At 74.9% G+C, this 15479-nt stretch carries 19 protein-coding genes; 15 read left to right on the plus strand and 4 right to left on the minus strand.

Going from position 1 to position 15479, the window contains the following annotated elements:
* The first annotated feature begins 8 nt into the window (after positions 1-8).
* The 6 genes from ACFPBZ_RS11685 (at position 9) to ACFPBZ_RS11710 (ending at position 4681) form a co-directional block, all read left to right on the plus strand.
* A complete protein-coding gene (locus ACFPBZ_RS11685; RefSeq protein WP_378036224.1) occupies positions 9-1253 on the plus strand; it encodes an NAD(P)/FAD-dependent oxidoreductase in 1245 nt (414 codons plus the stop codon).
* On the plus strand, positions 1247-2005 hold the full coding sequence (locus ACFPBZ_RS11690) for a DUF1365 domain-containing protein (protein WP_378036351.1): 759 nt from the start codon (positions 1247-1249) through the stop codon (positions 2003-2005). Before ACFPBZ_RS11685 ends, ACFPBZ_RS11690 begins: the two co-directional genes overlap by 7 nt.
* Before the next feature lie 258 nt (positions 2006-2263).
* Positions 2264-2791, plus strand: coding sequence for a GNAT family N-acetyltransferase (locus tag ACFPBZ_RS11695; protein ID WP_378036225.1), 528 nt, complete (start codon positions 2264-2266; stop codon positions 2789-2791).
* Positions 2792-2796: 5 nt separating this feature from the next.
* Positions 2797-3384 (plus strand): HhH-GPD-type base excision DNA repair protein, encoded by a 588-nt coding sequence (locus ACFPBZ_RS11700; protein WP_378036226.1) that lies wholly within the window; start codon positions 2797-2799, stop codon positions 3382-3384.
* 24 nt (positions 3385-3408) lie between these two features.
* Positions 3409-4173: a precorrin-6A synthase (deacetylating) gene (cobF, locus tag ACFPBZ_RS11705; protein ID WP_378036227.1), complete on the plus strand. Its 765-nt coding sequence runs from the start codon at positions 3409-3411 to the stop codon at positions 4171-4173.
* A gap of 181 nt (positions 4174-4354) precedes the next feature.
* Positions 4355-4681 (plus strand): putative quinol monooxygenase, encoded by a 327-nt coding sequence (locus ACFPBZ_RS11710; RefSeq protein WP_378036228.1) that lies wholly within the window; start codon positions 4355-4357, stop codon positions 4679-4681.
* A gap of 15 nt (positions 4682-4696) precedes the next feature.
* Here ACFPBZ_RS11710 and ACFPBZ_RS11715 read toward each other — a convergent pair whose 3' ends face one another.
* Positions 4697-5383, minus strand: a complete 687-nt coding sequence (locus ACFPBZ_RS11715) for a zf-HC2 domain-containing protein (RefSeq protein ID WP_378036229.1) — start codon at positions 5381-5383, stop codon at positions 4697-4699.
* Positions 5380-5937 (minus strand): sigma-70 family RNA polymerase sigma factor, encoded by a 558-nt coding sequence (locus tag ACFPBZ_RS11720; protein ID WP_378036230.1) that lies wholly within the window; start codon positions 5935-5937, stop codon positions 5380-5382. The genes ACFPBZ_RS11715 and ACFPBZ_RS11720 overlap by 4 nt, the downstream gene beginning before the upstream one ends.
* 88 nt (positions 5938-6025) lie before the next feature.
* Between ACFPBZ_RS11720 and ACFPBZ_RS11725 the strand changes: the two genes are divergently transcribed.
* The gene (locus ACFPBZ_RS11725; RefSeq protein ID WP_378036231.1) at positions 6026-7438 is read left to right on the plus strand and encodes a hypothetical protein; all 1413 of its coding nucleotides are present in this window, start codon (positions 6026-6028) and stop codon (positions 7436-7438) included.
* Here ACFPBZ_RS11725 and ACFPBZ_RS11730 read toward each other — a convergent pair.
* Positions 7435-8127 (minus strand): DUF5134 domain-containing protein, encoded by a 693-nt coding sequence (locus tag ACFPBZ_RS11730; protein WP_378036232.1) that lies wholly within the window; start codon positions 8125-8127, stop codon positions 7435-7437. The two genes, ACFPBZ_RS11725 and ACFPBZ_RS11730, sit on opposite strands and share 4 nt — an antisense overlap.
* A gap of 72 nt (positions 8128-8199) precedes the next feature.
* Between ACFPBZ_RS11730 and ACFPBZ_RS11735 the strand changes: the two genes are divergently transcribed.
* Together ACFPBZ_RS11735 and ACFPBZ_RS11740 are read left to right on the plus strand one after the other, a co-directional pair.
* Complete coding sequence (locus ACFPBZ_RS11735; protein WP_378036233.1) at positions 8200-8487, plus strand: zf-HC2 domain-containing protein; 288 nt, start codon at positions 8200-8202, stop codon at positions 8485-8487.
* 182 nt (positions 8488-8669) lie between these two features.
* A complete protein-coding gene (locus ACFPBZ_RS11740) occupies positions 8670-9209 on the plus strand; it encodes a hypothetical protein (protein WP_378036234.1) in 540 nt (179 codons plus the stop codon).
* On the opposite strand, the gene ACFPBZ_RS11745 is transcribed toward ACFPBZ_RS11740, so the two are convergent.
* A complete protein-coding gene (locus ACFPBZ_RS11745) occupies positions 9206-9550 on the minus strand; it encodes an ArsR/SmtB family transcription factor (protein ID WP_378036235.1) in 345 nt (114 codons plus the stop codon). The genes ACFPBZ_RS11740 and ACFPBZ_RS11745 overlap by 4 nt on opposite strands.
* Before the next feature lie 81 nt (positions 9551-9631).
* Between ACFPBZ_RS11745 and ACFPBZ_RS11750 the strand changes: the two genes are divergently transcribed.
* The 6 genes from ACFPBZ_RS11750 (at position 9632) to ACFPBZ_RS11775 (ending at position 15413) form a co-directional block, all read left to right on the plus strand.
* Complete coding sequence (locus tag ACFPBZ_RS11750) at positions 9632-11527, plus strand: heavy metal translocating P-type ATPase (RefSeq protein WP_378036236.1); 1896 nt, start codon at positions 9632-9634, stop codon at positions 11525-11527.
* Between the two features lie 129 nt (positions 11528-11656).
* Positions 11657-12919, plus strand: a complete 1263-nt coding sequence (locus ACFPBZ_RS11755) for an MFS transporter (protein WP_378036237.1) — start codon at positions 11657-11659, stop codon at positions 12917-12919.
* Between the two features lie 81 nt (positions 12920-13000).
* On the plus strand, positions 13001-13720 hold the full coding sequence (locus ACFPBZ_RS11760; RefSeq protein ID WP_378036238.1) for a Crp/Fnr family transcriptional regulator: 720 nt from the start codon (positions 13001-13003) through the stop codon (positions 13718-13720).
* 158 nt (positions 13721-13878) lie between these two features.
* Entirely contained in the window at positions 13879-14493 is a 615-nt protein-coding gene (locus ACFPBZ_RS11765) for a superoxide dismutase (RefSeq protein WP_378036239.1), read from the plus strand.
* Between the two features lie 184 nt (positions 14494-14677).
* Positions 14678-15097 (plus strand): DUF3099 domain-containing protein, encoded by a 420-nt coding sequence (locus ACFPBZ_RS11770; protein ID WP_378036240.1) that lies wholly within the window; start codon positions 14678-14680, stop codon positions 15095-15097.
* 67 nt (positions 15098-15164) lie between these two features.
* On the plus strand, positions 15165-15413 hold the full coding sequence (locus tag ACFPBZ_RS11775) for a DUF3039 domain-containing protein (protein WP_378036241.1): 249 nt from the start codon (positions 15165-15167) through the stop codon (positions 15411-15413).
* Positions 15414-15479: the final 66 nt, after the last annotated feature.

Genomic DNA, 15479 nt, shown 5'->3' on the forward strand with positions numbered 1-15479 from the left:
GTCAGCCCGTGTCCCGAGACCGTGTCGCCGTGATCGGGGCCGGCGTGTCCGGCCTGACGGCCGCCTACGTGCTGCAGCGCGAGCACGACGTGACGCTCTTCGAGGCCGAGCCCCGCCTCGGCGGGCACGCGCACACCCACGACCTGGGGCCCGTGAGCGTCGACTCCGGGTTCATCGTGCACAACGAGGCGACCTACCCGTACCTGCTGCGGCTGTTCCGCGAGCTCGGGGTCACCACGCAGGACTCCGAGATGTCGATGAGCGTGCGCGACGATGCCACCGGGCTGGAGTACGCCGGGGCCCGCGGTGCCGCCGGGCTCTTCGCCCAGCGCCGCAACCTCGCGAACCCGCGCCACCTCGGGATGCTCGCCGAGGTCCTGCGGTTCCACCGGGCCGCGAAGCGCGTCCTCGCCGGGCACACGGAGCTCGACGACGAGGTCACCTTCGGCGAGTTCCTGCGGACGCACCGCTTCTCCCGCTACTTCGTCGACACCTTCGCCGTGCCGGTGGTCTCCGCCGTGTGGTCCTCGGGCGCGGAGCTCTCGATGCAGTACCCCGCCCGCTACCTGTTCGCCTTCCTGCAGAACCACGGGCTGCTCTCCGTCGGCGGCTCGCACCAGTGGAAGACCGTGACCGGCGGGTCCGCGCGGTACGTCGAGCGAGCCGCCAAGGGGCTGTCGGCCGTGGAGGTGTCGACGCCCGTGCGGGCCGTATCGCGCTCCGGCGACGGCCTCGAGGTCCGCGACGACGCCGACGTCGCCCACGCCTTCGACCGCGTGGTGGTCGCGACCCACGCGCCCACCGCGCTGCAACTGCTGGCCTCGCCCACCACCGACGAGCGCGAGGTGCTCGGCGCCTTCGAGTACTCGGCCAACGAGACCTGGCTGCACACCGACACCTCCGTGCTGCCGACCGCGCCCGCGGCCCGCGCCTCGTGGAACCTCCTGCGGGTCCCCGGCGACGACCGGGTGCTCGTCAGCTACGACATGTCCCGCCTCATGCGGCTGCCCGGCGAGGAGACCTACGTGGTCACCCTCAACGCGACCGACCGCGTCGACCCGGCCACCGTGATCGCGAAGATGGACTACGAGCACCCTGCCTACACCCCGGCCTCCGTGGCGGCGCAGCAGCGGCTCCCCGGGCTCAACGACGGACGCATCGCCTTCGCGGGCGCCTACCACGGGTGGGGCTTCCACGAGGACGGCTGCGCGTCGGGTGTCCGGGCGGCCGCCTCGCTCGGGGTCTCCTGGTGATTCCCGCGCTCTACGACGTGCTCGTCGAGCACCGGCGCTCGCAGACCCTCGACGACGCGTTCACCCACCGCATGTACCTCTGGTTGGTCGACCTCGACGACCTGCCCCGTCTCCCCGGGATCGCGTTCCGCGCCGCCGACCACCTGGGGCACCCCGAGCGCTCGATCCGCGACAACCTCGACGCGTTCCTCGCCGCCGAGGGCCGCGACCGGCCCGCCCGCGTGCTGATGCTCGCCCACCCCCGCACGCTCGGGCACGCCTTCAACCCGATCACCCTCTACTGGTGCCACGCGGCGTCCGGCCGGCTCACCGCCGTCGTCGCCGAGGTCCACAACACCTACCGCGGGCGGCACCACTACCTGCTCGACGTTGACGACGCCGGCCGCGCCCGCGTCGACAAGACCTTCTACGTCTCGCCGTTCTTCCCCGTCGACGGCGAGTACCGGATGCGGGTCCCGGAGCCGGGGGAGACGCTGTCGGCGACGGTCGTCCTGCGCCGTCCCGACGAGGCGGGGGTCCTGTCCACGGCGTTCGTCGCGACGATGCGGGGCACCCGGCGACCCGCCACGCGGCGCGCCGTCGCCCGGGCCCTGCTGCGCCACCCGCTGGTCACCCAGCGCGTCTCGCTCGCGATCCGACGGCGGGGGATCTCGCTGTGGTGGCGCGGGCTGCCGGTGATCGGACGGACGCCGGTCGACGTCGACCGCGGGCTCGGCCAGCTCGAGCCCTCCGAGCTCCGTCCCGGCGCCTGAACCGCGGCGCAGGCGCCGGCGTTGCGTCGCGCACACGGCGGGACGGGTCGAGGTGGGGCGGCGCCAGCGTTGCGTCGCGCAACGGCAGCGCGGGAGGGCCCCTTCCGGCCCGGCCGTGTGTGCCCCGCACACGGTCCGCCCGGTCGGCACGCGCAGGGTCCGAGGAGGTCGTCGTGCCGGGTCGGTGGAGTGGGTGTGGGACGCGCACGTCCGCAGCGGTGCTCGAACCGCGAGCACCCGGGAGGCACACTCGACGCCGTGACCAGTGCCCCGCTCACGATCCGACCTGCCGTCGCCGAGGACGCCGACGCCCTCCTCGAGCTCGTCCACGCCGCGTACCGGGGGGAGGGGGGCGAGACGGGCTGGACCACCGAGGCCGAGCTGATCGACGGCCCCCGCACCACCCGCGACCTGCTCGCCGCCGACCTCGCCGACCCCGCGATCCACCTCCTGGTCGCCGGGGACCACGACGGGTGCTGCGCGGTGACCCACCGGGCGGGGGAGCCGGTGGCGTCGTTCGGGATGTTCGCGGTGCGGCCGTCGTCGCAGGGGACCGGGCTCGGGAAGCTGCTGCAGAACGCCGCGGAGCAGTACGCCCGGGAGGCGGGCGCGACGACGATGGAGCTCTGCGTCATCGACCGCCGGGCGGAGCTGATCGCCTGGTACGAGCGCCGCGGCTACGTGCGCACCGGCGAGACCCGCCCGTTCCCCTACGGGGAGGAGGGGGTCGGGTTCCCGCGCGGCGACGACTTCCGGTTCGCGGTGCTGACGAAGCCCCTACAGTGACGACCGTGTCGCCCCAGCTGACCCTGGCCCAGGACCCGGAGGCCGACGAGGTCCTCGCCCGGAACCCGCTCGCGCTGCTCATCGGCATGGTGCTCGACCAGCAGTTCCCGATGGAACGGGCGTTCGCCGGGCCCGCCCTGCTCACCGACCGGATCGGCGAGATCACCGCCGGGAAGATCGCGGAGTACGACCACGACGAGCTCGTGGCCGCCTTCACCGGCCCGCCGGCCCTGCACCGGTACCCGCGGTCGATGGCCGAGCGGGTGCAGGCGGTGTGCCGGGCGATCGTCGAGGACTACGACGGCGACGTCACCCGCATCTGGACCGAGGCCGCCGACGGCCGCGACGTGTTCAAGCGCCTCAACGCCCTCCCGGGCTGGGGCACGATGAAGGCCCAGATCTTCACGGCGCTGCTCGGCAAGCAGCTCGGGCTCGACCTCGAGGGCTGGCGCGAGGCGGCCGGCTCCTACGGCGACGAGGGGTCGCGGCGCTCGATCGCCGACGTGGTCGACGCGACCACGCTGGCCGAGGTCCGGGACTTCAAGCAGGCGCAGAAGAAGGCCGCCAAGGAGGCCCGGGAGGCGAAGGCGTGATCGTCGTGCGCTAGAGATGGATCCATGCGCACCGTCCACGTCGTCGGCATCGGCGCCGGCTCGCCCGGCCACCTCACCCTCGACGCCGTGGAGGCGCTCGGTGCGGTCGACGTCGTGCTCCTGCTGCACAAGCGGGGCGCGGCCGACGAGCTGACCGACTCCCGCACCGCACTGGCCGAACGGTTCGCTCCGCAGGCGAGGGTCGTGCGTCGTCAGGACGCCCATCGCGAGCGCGGGACCACCGAGGAGGGCCACTACCTCCAGACGACGCAGCAGTGGCGCGACGAGCGGCTCGCGATCTACGAGGAGGCGATCTCCACCGAGGTCCCCGAGGGCGGGTCGGTCGCGCTCCTGGCCTGGGGCGACCCGGGGATCTACGACGGCACCGTCGACACCGTCGAGCGCATCGTCGAGCGCGGGAACGTCGCGATCGACTGGACCGTGATCCCGGGGATCAGCGCGCCGGCCGCGCTGACCGCCGCCCACCGCGTGACGATGACCCGCACCGGGCGGCCCGCGGTGATCACCCCGGCCCGCCAGGTGATCGCCGGGACGCCCACCGAGCGGGCGGACCTCGTCGTGATGCTCGACGGCGCCGACCAGCACGGGGTGCAGGCCGTCCCCGACGACGCGACCGTCTACTGGGGCGCCTACCTCGGCACGCCCGACGAGGAGCTGATCAGCGGCCGGCTCGGCGACGTCCGCGAGCGGATCCTGGCGACGCGCGCCGACCTCCGGGAGCGCAAGGGCTGGATCATGGACACCTACCTCCTGCGTCTCGACGGGTGAGCGAAGCCGCCCCCGAACATCGCTTCCCGGGGACCGGTAACGCCACGGCCCCCCGGAGCGACACAGTCGTCGAGGGCCTGCGCCACCGGACCCCCGACCTGGTGGCGCAGGCCCTTTCGCATGCCCGCGGCGCCCCGGCGATCCGCTAGCGTCGGCGGTCCCCGATCAGGAGGCCGTCGCCGTGATCTTCATCGTGATCAGCATCGACATCCGTCCGGAGAAGCGGGACGAGTTCCTGACGGGCGTCCGCCGCTACAGCGCGCAGGTCCGCGAGGAGCCGGGCAACCGGCACTTCACCTGCTACGAGAGCGTCGACACCGCCGACCAGTTCGTCGTGGTCGCGAACTACGCGGACCAGGCCGCCGGCGAGGCGCACGTCGCGTCCGAGCACGCGCAGTGGTTCTTCGGCTGGCTCCCGGCCGTCGTCTCGCGGGTGCCGACCATCGTCTACCAGGACATCGGCGACACCACGTGGACGGAGATGGGCGAGGTGCGCGACCGCATGTGAGCGGACGGGTTCCCCCTACGCCGCCTCCGAGCGCCGGTCCTGCCTCGTCCCGGTCCCCGGGGCGGGCTGCGGGGTCCGCGCCGGTGCAGGCCGGGGGGCCGGGGACGGACCGGCCCGGTGCACGTAGGCGACCAGGGCGATCCCCACGACGACGAGGCCGTGGGCGAGCACCCGGCCGGGCTCGACCCGGCCGGCGAGCAGGTCGATCGCGCTCAGGACCCCGAGCACCAGGACGAACGTGCCGAGGACGGGGAGCAGCCCCGCGAGCTGGCGGGTCCAGCGGGCGCCGGCGAGGAAGGCCACGCCGACCGCCACGTTCCACGCGCCGGTCTCGTGCCCCAGGTGGGCCATGTCGGCGCCGAGCATGGCCCCGCCACCGTGGCCGTCGGTCCCGGTGAGCGCGAGGACCCCCAGCACCGTCTGCACCGCGCCCACCCCGGCGAGGGCCACCCGGGCGACCCGCGGGGCCACCCGGGGCCGGGGCGCGGCGGGCAGCACCAGGGCGACGAGGTCGGGGCCGGCGTCGGCCGGGCCGGTGCGGACGGTGCGGGTGACGACGACCGCGGCCTCGCGCCAGTCCCGGCACCCGGCGCAGCCGGCGACGTGGGCCTCGATCGCGGCTCGGCCGGACGCGTCGCTCTCGCCGTCGAGGTCGGCGGAGATCTCCTCGCGGACGTCGGCGCAGGCCGTCGCGAGGCTCACGGCCCGGTCCCGCGCAGGCGGTCCTCGTCGGCGCCCAGGGCCTCGACGAGGTCGGCCCGCGCCCGGGCGACCCGCGAGCGGATCGTGCCGATCGGGCACCCGCACACGGCGGCCGCCTCGGCGTAGCCCAGGCCCACCACCTGGGTGAGCACGAACGCCTCGCGCCGGTCGTCGTCGAGGGCGTCGACCGCGGCCTGCAGGACGACGCTCTCGGCGACGTCGGAGAGGCGCGGGCGCCCGACGGGCTCGTCGCCGTCGTGGATCTCGCCCGGCACCGCGGGGCGGCGCCGCCGCTGGCGCAGGTGGTCGGCCGCCACCCGGCGGGCGATCGAGAGCAGCCAGGTGCGGGCGGGGGCCTCGCCCCGGTAGCCGGGCAGCGCGCGGAAGGCCCGCTCGTAGGTCTCCTGCGCGAGGTCCTGCGCGACCCCGCGGTCGGCGAGGTGTACGAGCAGCCGCCACACCTGCTGCTGGGTCAGTTCGACGAAGCGGGCCGCCCCGGCGCGGTCGCCGTCCCGGGCGAGCTCGGCGGCCCGGGTCACGGCGGCGTCGTCCACGGGTCATCACGCTAGCCCGGAGCTGCCGACGGGAGACGAGGACCTCGAACATCTCATCGGCTCTGCAGGTGTCGGTATTCTCCGGGCCGTGATGCGGTCCTGCGCCCTCGCGGCCCTGCTGGTGGCGGTCGGGGCCCTCGCGCTGGCGGGACCGGTCGCGGCGCACGAGTCGGCCCCGGCCGGGGTGGTCCGGGTGGCGCAGTCGCTGGGCGACCGCGACCTCACGCTCGTGCTCACCCCGCCGCCGTCCGGGACCGGGTCGATGGACGTGGCGGTCGAGGCGCTGGACACCACCGCAGCGGGCGGCCGGCCTGTCCGGGTCGGCGTCGAGCCGGCGGCCGCCGCCGGCACCCCGGCCGACACCGCCGTGGTCCCGGGCCCCGTGGGCGCCCCCGGCCGGTCCACCGTGGCGCTCGACCGCGCCGGGAGCTGGGACGTCGTGCTCGCCGACGGCGGCGCCGTGGCCCGGATCCCGCTGCGGTGGGTCGACCCCGGGACCCCGGCCTCGACGTGGGTCGCCCGCCTCGCGATCGCGGTGGCCGTCCTGGCCGGGATCGCCGCGACCACCGCCGGCGCCCGCCGGCGGCCCCGCCTGGTGGGAGGCCTCGCGGCCCTCGCGGCGGCCGGGGTGGCGGCGGGCGTCACCGCCATCGCGCTCGGCACCCCGGCCGCCCCCGCGGCCTACGTGGCCGGGGGAGCCACCACCGGACCGGCCGCCGCCCCGATGGCGGGCATGGACGGCATGGCGGGCATGGGCGGCACGGCCGCGATGCCGGCCACGGGAGCGGGCCCGGTCACGTTGTCGGCGTCGCTGCGCCCGTCCGTGCTCGCCCTCGGGTTCACCGACGGCTCCACCGGCGCCGACGTCGACGACCTGACCGTGCACGACGAGGCCTTCGTCCACGTCGCGGTCCTCGGCCAGGACGGGTCCGAGCAGCACCTGCACCCGGTGCGCGTGGCGCCGGGCCGCTGGGAGGTGCGGTTCACGCCCACCGCGGCCGGCCGGTACGGGCTGTTCGCCGAGTTCTCCCGCGACGGCGCGGACCACCAGCTGGCCCGCACCGTGCTCGACGTCCCCGGGACGCCGCCCGCCCCCGCCGCGCTGCCGGGCCCCGGCGTCCGCGACGTCGCGGGGATGCAGGTGGCGGTGTCGGTCGACGGCGTCGCGCCCGGCGGGCCCACGCGGATCCGCGCCGAGTTCAGCGCCGGGGGCCGCCCGGTCACCGACCTGCAGGCGTGGCTGGGGATGGCCGGGCACCTGTTCGTCCTCGGCCCGGGGCGCAGGGGAGCGCCCGACCCGGCGGACGCCGCGACGTCGTTCACCCACGCCCACGACATGACCCCCCGCGCCGCCGGCCGGGGCCACGGCCCGGAGATCACCTTCACCACGGTCCTCCCCGAGCCGGGCCGCTACCGCCTGTGGCTCCAGGTGCTGCGCGGCGGCTCGCTGGTCACCGTGCCGGTGGAGCTCGACGTCCCCGGCGGCCCGACCGGGGTCTAGAGCATCGCGACGAGCATCCCGGCCATCCCGAGGCTCATCAGCAGGTGACAGCCCGCGTCGAGGCGGGCGCCGAGCCCGGTCGTCGGGCGCACGGCCACCGCGGCCCCACCCGCGGACCCGCCCGCGGCCTCGTCGGGACCCCGACCGGCGCAGCTCGGCTCCGCGGCCGGACGGCGCACCCGCAGCGCCCACAGCACGGCGGTCCCGAGCAGGAGCGCGGCGAACAGCCAGGTGACGACGGCGACCCAGACCGGGGTGGCCACGGCGACGGCTCCGGCACCGGCGGGGGAGGACCCGCCGTGGTGGTGCCCGCCGGAGGAGTCCCCGGACGTCGACATCCCCATGATCTGGGGCATCGCGGCGACCATCCACACCATCGCCGCGTTCATGACGACGTGGTAGCCCGCCACCGCGCGCGGGTGCCCCGGGGTCAGGGCCCGCGTGGCGAACCAGAGCGTGGCGGCGCCGAAGACGACGAGCTGCAGCATCCCGCTCGGGCTGGTCGGCCCGCCGGTCCACGCCCAGGCCATCGCGATCATGGCGAGGCTCATGACGAGGTGCGTCAGCTCCGCCGCCCGGCTGCCGTCGCGGTCGCCGGTGGCGCCGAGCTCGGCGAGGCGGACCAGGGAGTACACGGCGGTGGCGAGGAAGACCGCGGTGAAGACCAGGGAGAGCGTCGGGGAGAACACGCGGGGACAGTCGTCGCGCGATCGCGTCCGGTTCCCGGGAACCACGGAGGCGTTCCCGACGACCTGCGCGACGTGGACCGAGAGACGTGGCGCGAGGTGGTCTCCGCCGACCTGGACGGCGAGGCGACCCCGGCCGAGCGGGCGGCGCTCGAGGAGCACCTCGCCGGCTGCGCCGACTGCCGCCGGTGGGCGGAGCGGGCGGCCGTCGTGACCCGTCGGGCGCGGACGCGGCCCGCCGAGGCGGCGCCCGACCTCGTCGGGATCGTCCTGGGCGACGTCCCGGCCTGCGGCTGCGCGGCCACCTGCGGCTGCGGGTGCCGGCAGGGCCGGATCTGCCGGTGCGCCCCGATGGTGGCCTGACCGCACGCGTCGCCGGTTCCACGATTACGGGACACCGGGGTCCGGCAACCCCGGCGCACCGGAGACGTGGTGACGGCCCACCCGATCCCAGGTTTCGGCCCGCCGAAATCAAGGGTTTGCCGCGTGCCACCGCCGGTCTACCATGGCCCGAACATCGTGTGCGGACGGACGGAGTGGCCCAGATGCCGAGAACGGACCTCTCGCGGGGGCCGCACGCCGATCCCACCGCCGGTGCCTGCCTCATGGAGCGGGTGTCGGCGATCGCGGGCGAGCCGTTCTCCGACCGGCCGAGCTGCACCCACCCCGCCCTCGCCGCCCTGGCCCAGCAGGTGAACGACCGGGTCTCCGACGCGGCCCGCGACCGGCTGCTCGCCCTCGCCCCGGCCCTCGCCGACGCCGCGGACGACGACCCGCGGGCCGCCTGGCGCCTCGTCGCGGTCTGCGCCGAGCACGCGCTCGCCCTCGCTCCCGGCGACCACCTCGCCACCCGCCTGCGGGCGCGGGCCGCACGGGCCGACCGGCGCTGGACCCGGGTCCGCCTCGACGGCCTCGCCGGACGGGCCGCCGGCCTCCGGGCGCTGCCGCACCTCACCGCGGCCTTCCACCGGCTCGCCGTCCTGTCCGGTCCCTCGGGCTCGGCGCAGCGCGACGAGGTGCTCGTCGCGATGCTGACCGACGCCGTGTCGCCGGCCCCCGCGGCCGTGGAGCTCGCCGCCGCCTAGTCCGGCCCGTCGCCCCGACCGGCCAGGTGCTCGACGTGGAAGACGGCCTCGTCGAGCAGCTGCGCCACGTGGTCGTCGTGCAGGCGGTAGCGGATCTGGCGGCCGTCGCGCTCGCCGACCACGAGCCCGAGATGGCGGAGCACCCGGAGCTGGTGCGACACCGCCGACTGCTCCATCCCGACGTCGCCGACCAGTTCGCCGACCGTCCGCGGCTCCGCGCGCAGCCGCAGGAGCAGGTGGAGCCGGCTCGGCGTGGACAGGGCGTGCATCGTCCGGGCGATGAGGTCGACCGCGGGGGTGTCGGCGACCGTGGGGATGCCGCCGTCCGTCCCGTGCCCCATGGCGCGGAGCCTACTCACCTGTCCGGTTGCTCAGATATGAAAGTATGAACGAGCGTTCATGAATGTGTACCGTCCGGTGCCGTGACGCTCCTCGACGACCGACCCGCTCCCGCCGCGTCCGCCGGGACGCGCCCGGCGTCCCTGCTCGTCCGCCTGCCCGAGGCCCGCTGGGCGGGCCTCGCCCTGCTGGCCTTCGCGGTCGGCGGGGTGCTGGTGCTGGTCGGCGCCCCGGCGTGGGCGTGGGGCCCGGTGCTCGCGGTCTGCTACCTCGCGGGCGGCTGGGAGCCCGCGGTGGAGGGCGTCCGGGCGCTGCGGGAGCGGACGCTCGACGTCGACCTGCTCATGGTCGTCGCGGCGCTCGGGGCGGCCTCGATCGGCCAGGTCGTCGACGGGGCGCTGCTCATCGTCATCTTCGCGACCTCGGGGGCGCTCGAGGCCTGGGCGACCGCGCGGACCGAGCAGTCGGTGGGCGGCCTGCTCTCCCTCGCGCCGGCCCGGGCGTCGCGCGTGACCGGGGACGGCGAGGAGTCGGTCGAGGCGGCCGACCTCGCCGTCGGCGACGTGCTGGTGGTCCGGCCCGGCGAGGCGATCGGCGCCGACGCCGTGGTGCTCGACGGCGCGGCCGAGGTCGACCAGGCGAGCATCACCGGCGAGCCGCTCCCGGTACCGCGCACGGCCGGCGACGAGGTCTACGCGGGCACCGTGGCGAGCGGGGGCACGCTGCGGGTGCGGGTGGCCCGGCCCGCGGGGGAGTCGGTGGTGGCCCGGATCGCGGCGCTGGTCGAGGAGGCGTCGCGGACGAAGGCGCGGACGCAGCTCTTCGTCGAGAAGGTCGAGCAGCGGTACTCGGTGGGCGTCGTGGTGGCGACCCTGGCGATCTTCGGGATCCCCCTGGCCTTCGGGGCGGACCTCGACGGCGCCCTGCTCCGCGCCATGACGTTCATGATCGTGGCGTCGCCGTGCGCGCTGGTGCTCGCGACGATGCCGCCGCTGCTGGCCGCGGTGGCGAGCGCCGGGCGCCGCGGACTGCTGGTGCGCTCGGCCCAGGTGATGGAGCGGCTCGCCGACGTCGACGCCGTGGTCCTGGACAAGACCGGCACCGTGACCGCGGGAGTACCCCGGGTCTGCGGCGGAGTCGACGACGAGGTCCTCGCCCTCGCCGCGGCCGTCGAGCTCGGCAGCGAGCATCCCCTGGGACGCGCGGTGGTGGCGGCCGCCCGGGAGCGGGGCCTCGCGCCGGCGCCCGCGGCGGACTTCGTCGCGGAGCCCGGCCGGGGCGTGCGCGGGACCGTGGACGGACGCCGGATCGCGGTCGGCCGCGCGGAGGCCCCCGACGACGCGGGCCCGGCCACGCTGGTCGACGTCACCGACCTCGACACCGGCGCCACGCTCGGCACGATCGCCCTCGCCGACTCCCTGCGCACCGACGCCCCCGCCGCCGTCGCGGGGCTCGCCGCGCGCACGGTGGTCCCGCCCGTGCTCGCGACCGGCGACCGCGGCACCGCCGCCCGGGCGATCGCCCGCGAACTGGGGGTCACCGACGTCCGCGCCGACCTGCTGCCCGAGGACAAGGTGGCGGTGGTGGCCGACCTGCACCGCGACGGCCGGACCGTCGCGGTCGTCGGGGACGGGGTGAACGACGCACCCGCCCTCGCCGCCGCGGACGTCGGCGTCGCCATGGGGCGCACCGACCTCACGCTGCGGGCGGCCGACGTGGTGGTCCTCGGCGAGGAGCTCGACCGGCTGCCGCGGCTGCTCGACCTCGCCCGCCGCGCCCGCCGCACGGTGGTGGCGAACCTCGTGATCGCCGGGACGATCGTCGTCGGGCTGGTGACGTGGGACCTCGTCGGGCACCTCCCGCTGGCGCTCGGCGTCGCGGGGCACGAGGGGTCGACGATCCTCGTGGCGCTCAACGGGCTGCGGCTGCTGCGCGAACCACGTTCTCCACGAACCATGCGGAACGCATCGCGTCTGTAGTCCGTGATACAGAACACCTCCGGCCCGGACCGGATACTCCCTGTCACAGCACGCCCGACCGGGAGGGACCCGTTGACCGCTTCGGACCACACCGCCGCCCCGCCGATGCGACGGATCGCGATCGCCAGCATGACCGGCACCGTCATCGAGTTCTACGACTTCTTCATCTACGGCACGGCCGCGGCGCTCGTGTTCAACAAGGTGTTCTTCCCCGAGCTGGGGGCGGCGGCCGGGACCGCGCTCGCCCTCGCGACGTTCGGCGTCGCCTTCGTCGCCCGCCCCTTCGGCTCGGTGCTGTTCGGGCACTTCGGTGACCGGCTGGGTCGCAAGCGCACGCTCGTGACCACCCTGCTGCTCATGGGGCTCTCGACGCTCGCCATCGGCGTGCTGCCCGGTACCGGCACGATCGGCTGGCTCGCCCCGGCGCTGCTGGTGCTGCTGCGGATCCTCCAGGGCCTCGCGGTCGGCGGCGAGTGGGCGGGCGCGACGCTGCTGACCGCCGAGAACTCGCCGGCCAAGGTCCGCGGCAAGTACGCGCTCTACCCCCAGCTCGGCCCGTCGGTCGCGTTCGCCCTGGCCAGCGCCACCTTCCTGACGACCGCGCTGACGATGTCGAACGAGGCCTTCCTCGCGTGGGGCTGGCGCATCCCGTTCGTCGGCAGCGTCCTGCTCGTCGCCCTCGGCCTCTACGTCCGCCTCGCGATCACCGAGACCGCCGCCTTCGCCCGCCGCGACACCGCCACGACGGGCAAGCGCAAGATCCCGGTGGCCGACGTCCTCACCGCCCAGCCGCGCACGGTCCTGCTCGGGGCCGGGTCGACGATGGCCGTGTTCGCCTTCTTCTACATCGGCGTCACCTACCTGACGAGCTACGGCACCGCGACGCTCGGCCTGCCCCGGCCGACGGTGCTGGCCATGGGCATCGTCGGGGGCCTGGTGTTCGCCGGGACCACCATCGCCGGCGCGATCCTGTCCGACCGGGTGGGCCGGCGCCGGATGGTGATCGTCGGCAACGCGATCTCGGTCGTCGGCGGCCTGGTCGCCTTCCCGATCATCGACATCGGCACCGCCTGGTCGTTCGGCCTGGGGCTGTCGGTGGTGCTCGGCGTCGTCGGGATCGCCTACGGCCCGATCGGCGCCCAGCTGCCGGAGCTCTTCCCCACCCGCTACCGCTACACCGGGGCGGGGATGGCCTACAACCTCGCGGGCGTCCTCGGCGGCGGCGTGGTCCCGCTGATCGCGACGGCCCTCGTGGCCACCTACGCGACCAGCATGGCGATCGGTCTGCTCCTCGCGGGCCTGTCCGTGGTGAGCCTGGTCTGCACCCTGCTGCTGCCCGACTCCGCCGACGAGTCGATCAGCGCCGGGGTCCCGGCCCGCGTCGCGGTCTGACCCGAACGCTGGAATCCAGGCCTTTCGTCCGGTTAGCCTCCGTCCCGACCCGGTCGTCCGGGTCGGGACGGAGGCGTCGTCGTGTCGAGACCGTTGTCGTCCCGGCCGGCCCGCGCGACCCCCGAGCTGGCCGTCTCCCCGTTCCTGCTCGCCGAGACCGGGCCGGTCGCCGAGCGACTCGCCGCGCTCGGGGTCCCGCGACGCGTGCGCGCCGGGGACGTGGTGATGCGCCAGGGCGAGCTCTCCAGCTGTCTCTACGTCCTGACCACCGGCCGCCTCCGGCTCTCGCTGCTGCGTCCCGACGGCGGGGAGCGAGTGCTCGCCTACGCCGAGCCGGGCTCGAGCGTGGGGGAGACGGCCTGCGTCGACCGCGGGCCGCGCGCCGCGAGCGCGGTGGCCGTGCTCGACTCCGAGGTCGCCGCCGTCTCCCGGGACGCCCTGCTCGCCGCGGCCCGCGTCGATCCCGAGCTGCTCCTCGAGGTCGCGCGGCGGGTGGCGCACAAGCAGCACGTGCTGCACCTGCACCTCGCGCTCGACGCCCTGTGCGCCCGCGACCGGATGGTGCTCCTCGCCTCCCACCTCGCCGACGCGCACGGCGAGCCCGGTCCCGACGGCCTCGTCCGGCTGCGCCTGCAGCTCGGGGTCGACGACCTCGCAGCGCTCGTCGGGCTGACCCGCGTGACCGCGAGCCGCGAGCTCTCCCGCCTGGTCGCCGAGGGGGTGCTGCTCAAGCAGCGCCGTTCCTTCGTCGTGCGGGACCGGCCGGCGCTGCGGCGCCTGGCCACCGCCGTCGGGGTCTAGACCCTCCCGATCGTTTGCCGTGGGCGCTGGGCGGGTCCCCCGGGGAGAGGCGCTCACACGAGCACCCGACTTGCTGCGATCTGGCCGTTGCAGAAAGATCGCAACAGCGAAGCGATGTCGATCACGACATGCGATCACCACGAGGAGATGCGCGAGCGATGGCGGAGTACACCCTGCCCGACCTGCCGTACGACTACGGCGCCCTCGAGCCCCACATCTCGGGCAAGATCATGGAACTGCACCACGACAAGCACCACAACACGTACGTCACGGGCCTGAACGCGGCGATCGACGCCCTGGCCGAGGCCCGCGAGCAGGACACGATCGGCACCACGGCGCTGCTGTGGGAGAAGAACCTCGCCTTCAACTACGGCGGGCACATCAACCACACGGTGTTCTGGAAGAACCTCTCGCCCGACGGCGGCGACAAGCCGACCGGTGACCTGGCGTCGGCGATCGACCGCGACTTCGGGTCGTTCGAGAAGTTCCAGAAGCACTTCACGTCGGTCGCCACGACCATCCAGGGGTCGGGCTGGTCGATCCTGGGCTTCGACACGATCGCCCAGAAGCTGCGCATCTTCCAGCTGTACGACCAGCAGGCCAACGTGCCGCTGGGCATCGTCCCGGTGGTCATGCTCGACATGTGGGAGCACGCCTTCTACCTGGACTACCTCAACGTGAAGCCCGACTACGTGAAGGCCTGGTGGAACGTCGTCAACTGGGCCGACGCCGCCGAGCGCTTCTCCTCGGCGCAGGGCACGCAGCTCGTCTAGAGCCGGCCCCCCGACCGCGCGGTGATCGTTCCGACCAGCGATCCCACCGCGTGCCAGGACGACCCCCGTGGGTGTTCCCACGGGGGTCGTCGCACGTCCGGCGGGCGCACGGTGCCCACCGGCACGTGTGGTCGTGTCGCCGACGGGGACCCGAGGTGGGACAGTCGAAACAGGAGGTGATGCCGTGAGCCGGCGTCACGACGAACCGGTCCTCATCACCGAGGCCCAGATGTCGTTCGAGGAGGAGTTCGCCGCGCGCAAGCGGCGGTACTCCCTGATCATGGCGTGCCGTATCCCGTGCCTCATCCTGGCCGGGGTCTTCGGTATCGCGTTCAACCTGCCGCTGGTGGCGGTCGCGTTCATCGTCCTGTCCGTGCCGCTGCCCTGGGTGGCGGTGCTCATCGCGAACGACCGCATGCCGACCAAGGCCCGCAAGGTCAACCGCTACCGCGCCGACAGCCAGGCCCTGCCCTCGGTCAGCGAGGCCCGCATCATCGAGGCGGCCGAGGTGCTCGACGCGCGCGCGAAGCGCACCGACGGTCCGCGCCAGGCCCGGCAGGACGGCCCCGACCACGCGCCCCCGCGGACGGGCACGGACGGCTGAGCTGCGTCGACGGGTCCACGCCGCTCCGCCGCGTGAACCTGTCGGTGCCATCCGGCATCATGGGGTCATGAGCCAGACCGCGGTGCTCCCCGACGTCACGCCCGAGGCGACCGACCGCACGAACGACGACGACCCGAAGGTCTTCCACTACGTCCGCAAGGACAAGGTGGTCGAGAGCGCCGTCATGGGCAACATGGTCGTCGCGCTGTGCGGCGAGACGTTCCCGGTCACGCGGTCGCCGAAGCCGGGCTCCCCGGTCTGCCCGGCCTGCAAGGAGATCTTCAACAAGATGCCGCCCGGCGGCGGCGACGAGTGACCGGTCGTCCCTGACGGCTCCCCGCGTGCGGGGAGCCGTTCTCGTCCTGCCCACCACCCGCCCCGG

Origin of the sequence: Actinomycetospora atypica (assembly GCF_042653685.1) — a bacterium.
GTDB lineage: Bacteria > Actinomycetota > Actinomycetes > Mycobacteriales > Pseudonocardiaceae > Actinomycetospora > Actinomycetospora atypica.